Annotated in this window: 3 protein-coding genes; all 3 read right to left on the minus strand. The window is 67.1% G+C overall.

What is annotated here, in order from left to right; all coding sequences use genetic code 11:
• On the minus strand, positions 1–1,066 hold a 1,066-nt coding region (locus tag JNN06_RS03885; protein ID WP_291238287.1), incomplete at its 3' end, for a cytochrome b/b6 domain-containing protein.
• A gap of 99 nt (positions 1,067–1,165) precedes the next feature.
• Complete coding sequence (locus tag JNN06_RS03890; protein ID WP_291238288.1) at positions 1,166–2,716, minus strand: calcium-binding protein; 1,551 nt, start codon at positions 2,714–2,716, stop codon at positions 1,166–1,168.
• A 173-nt stretch (positions 2,717–2,889) separates the two neighbouring features.
• Positions 2,890–3,894 (minus strand): calcium-binding protein (locus JNN06_RS03895; protein ID WP_291238289.1); only part of this gene is annotated, 1,005 nt, incomplete at its 5' end.

The raw sequence follows: 3,894 nt of genomic DNA on the forward strand, positions 1-3,894 counted from the left end.
TGCCTGTGATGGTGAGGGTGAAGGGCAGGCTGACCGGCTGGCTTTCGCCGCACAGGGTGAGGGTGCCCTTGGCCTCATAGCCGCTGGCGGCGGGCAGGATCTCGGCCTCGAACACGGCAGTCTTGTGGGTCGCCACGTCGAAGAACTCTGCCCCGCGCGCCTGATCGGTGACCGAGCCGAGGGTGAGGGTGGCGGTGTCGATCTCCACCTTGACGCGGCCATGGGTGCCGTTCGTGGCGGCCTCGTCAAAGGTGATCTCGGCGCGCCAGTCGGGCAGGCTGCCTTGCACATCGGCGCCCATCTGCTTGACGGTGAAACCGAGCGTGCCGGTGGTGACCTGCCAGTTGCCACCCGCAGCAGGCGCAGGCGCAGGCGCGGGGGCCGCGGTCGTCTCGGTCGCCTGAGCCTCACCGCGCGGCAGCAGGGCGAAGGTCGCCACCCCCGCCACCAGCGCCAGCGCCAGCAGGGCGGGCGCGACGGCATGGGGCGCCGCCTGCCCGGCGGGGCGCCCGGTCACCATGCGCGCCAGCGTGCCATCGCGGTCGATCAGCGCATGTTTCAGCGCCCCCGCCACATGCAGCGCAACGCTGGCGATCAGCAGCTTGGACATCAGCCAATGCAGGCTCCCCGCCGCCGCCGCCACGCTTTCCGATTTCGGCACGAAAGGCAGGCCTTGCCCGAAGGGCCACAGGATCGGGGCAAAGCCCTCCAGCGCCGCATGATGCACCCAGCCCGACAGCGGCATCAGGATCATCGCGGCATAAAGCGCCCAATGCACCAGATCGGCGGCAAAGGTCTCGGCCCGCCGTTCCGGGTGCAGCGGGGCCGGGCGCGGCTGGGTCAGCGCCCAGAGGATGCGCAGCACCGCCGCAGCAAAGGCCGCAAGGCCCAGCGTCTTGTGGATCGAGAAGGCCTGCACCTTGGCGGCCAGTGCCTCGGCCCCCTCGGCGGGCAGGCTGTCGGCATAAAGGCCCAGCCCGATGGAGGCGAGGATCAGAAGCGCGGTCAGCCAATGCAGGCTGCGCGCCACCGCGCCATAATGGCGCGCGGAATTGGTAAAGGTCATGAAAGGCTCCTGTCTTGGGCGGAACCTTAGCATCTGGCGACCCATCCCACGAGAGGGGCGGGCCGCACAGATCCTGTGCAGAGGCGCAACAGCGCGTGATCAGGCGAACCAGAGGCTCCAGCCCGCCATATCGGTCTCGAAGGTCACCAGAGCCACCGCGCGGGCGCTGCCATTGCCATCGGCATCGAAATACAGCGTGTGGGTGGCGCTGTTATAGATGAAATGGTCGCTGGCATCCTGTGCGGCACCGGTCACGCAATCCTCGGCCGAGACCTGCTGCCCGCTCAGCGCGCAGTCATAGCCAAAGGCGGTGGCGGAAAGGATGATGCGGTCCTCGGTGGCGGTGAAATCGGTGATCGTGTCACCCCGCTCGCGCAGGCTGTCGAACACGAAGGTGTCGGCCCCCGCACCGCCGGTCAGCGTGTCATAGCCCAGACCGCCGCTCAGGCGGTCCGCGCCCTCGCCGCCATTGATCACGTCATTGCCACCGTCGCCCAGCACGGTATCGGCGCCTGCGCCCGCGATCAGCTGATCGGCGCCGCCGCCGCCCTGAATGCTGTCATCGCCGCCACCCGAGGCGGCAACCGTGTCATTGCCTTCGCCCGCCAGCACGGTGTCATTGCCCGCGCCGCCATCCAGCCAGTCGGCCCCGGCATCGCCCGTCACCAGGTCGTCGCCCGCATCGCCATGCAGCGTATCGGCGCCGCGCCCGCCGCCCAGCGTATCGGCCCCCTCGCCACCATGCGCGAGCAGCGTGCCCGCGCGCGAGCCGGTCAGCGCATCATCCAGCCGGTCATTGCCAGCGCCGCCGACCAGCGTGTCGTCGCCACCGCCCGACAGCAGCAGGTCGTCGCCGTCATTGCCTTCGAGGCTGTCATTCCCCAGGCCGCCATTCACCGAATCCGCATCATCGCCGCCCAGCAGCGTGTCATTGCCGGTGCCGCCATTCAGGCTGTCATTGCCCGCATCGCCGGAAACCTGATCGTCATTCAGACCGGCCAAGCCGCGATCGGTATAGCTGTCATGGCCCGCGCCCAAGGCGACCGTGCCATCCAGCCGCCCGCGCGTCACCACCACATCATCGCCCTCGCGCAGGTTGATGCTGCCGGTGATCAGGCCTTCATTGTTGATCAGGTCGATGCCCGGCGCGCCCAGAATGCCGATCTCGCCCGACAGGGTGCCGCGATTGGTGAATTTCATCGTGCCAAAGCCGAAAGGCGCATAGATGCCATAATGCACCCCCTCCATCACCCCGGTATTGGTGATGACCGTGGTGCCGCCATCGCGGATCAGCGCCCAGATCGCCGCATTGGCCGCGTCGATATGGCCCGCATTATACATGGTGGTGTTCAGCCCATCCAGCACCACGCCATTGGAATGGGTGTAAAGCCCGAGCCCCCCCGAGGTGATCAGCGCCGAGGCCGCGATATAGACATGGCAGGTTTCGGCGGTGCCGAGCATCTTGAGCCCGTCATCCTCGCCATGCAGCGTGCCATAAATCTGGTAGCTGTGGGCACCCTCCCAGCTGGCGATGGCGCTGGCGCCGGTGGAGATCACCGCGACCCCGGCATCCACGCGGATACTGTCATTGCCGAACAGGAGATAGCCATCCCCCTCGTTGTTGACGTTTGTGGCGATAATCAAGGTCATGGGGCGGGTTCCGGGCGCTTATTGTTGGCGTTCTCTAAACAATTGAAATATAACGCAAAAAAGACGCAAAGTCACCAAAATTCGTTCAGGCCGCGTCTGGCTGCCGCTTTCGGCGCAAAAGAAAGGGGCGGCAGGTCCTGCCCGCCGCCCCGGTCTGCTGCCGCCGGATCGCGTCAGACCAGCCAGAGGCTCCAGTCTTCCATGCCATTGGCATCGGTGAAGGTGGCAATGGCGCGGCGCCCGCCCGCCTCGTCGCCATTGGCGTCAAAGACCAGCGTCTTGGTGGCCCGGACATAGATCCAGTGGTCATTGGCCTCTTGCGCGCGGTCAAAGACGCAATCATCCAGGCTGATGCGCCCGGTCTGGTCGCCATAGCCGAAGGCGCTGCCCTCAAAAACAAGACGGTCATCGCTGGCGTTGAAATCGCGGATGAGGTCACCACGATCTCCCAGGCGGGCAAACAGGAATTGGTCGGCGCCTTCGCCGCCATAAAGCCGGTCGATGCCGCGCCCGCCCCGGATCAGATCGTCCCCATCGCCGCCGCGCATGGTATCGGCACCGTCCCCGCCGAAAAGCTGATCATGGCCGCGTCCGCCAAGCAGGGAGTCCTCGCCCTGTTCGCCAAACACACTGTCATCGCCGGCGCCGCCGGTCACGCTGTCATGGCCCGCCCCGCCGCGCATCCGGTCATTGCCGGAGGCGCTACCGCTTTCCAGCAGCCGATCATCGCCATCTCCGCCCAGCAGCAAATCGGCCTCGGCACCGCCCAAAAGCGTATCATTGCCGATGTCACCCGCCAATGTATCGCTGCCGCGCGCGCCTTCCAGCAGGTCGGCATCTGCGCCGCCGTCCAGACGGTCGGCATCCAGCCCGCCGCGCAGCGTATCGGCCCCGGCCTCGCCCGTCAGGGTGTCGCGGCCCGCCATGCCCTCCAGCAGGTCATTGCCCGCGCCGCCCAACACCTGATCATGGCCATCGCCCGCCTGAATGCGGTCGTCGCCATCCTCGCCGCGCAGGGTATCGGCGCCCGCGCCGCCATCCAGCAGATCGGCCCCGGCGCCGCCTGCCAGCAGATCATGCCAGGTGCCGCCGCGCAGCGTGTCATCGCCCAAGCCCCCCGAGATCGTGTCCGATCCCTCATTGCCCAGCACCGAGTCATTGTTGATGATCGCGGTGGC

This window comes from Gemmobacter sp. (assembly GCF_016792925.1).
Classification (GTDB): Bacteria; Pseudomonadota; Alphaproteobacteria; order Rhodobacterales; family Rhodobacteraceae; genus Gemmobacter.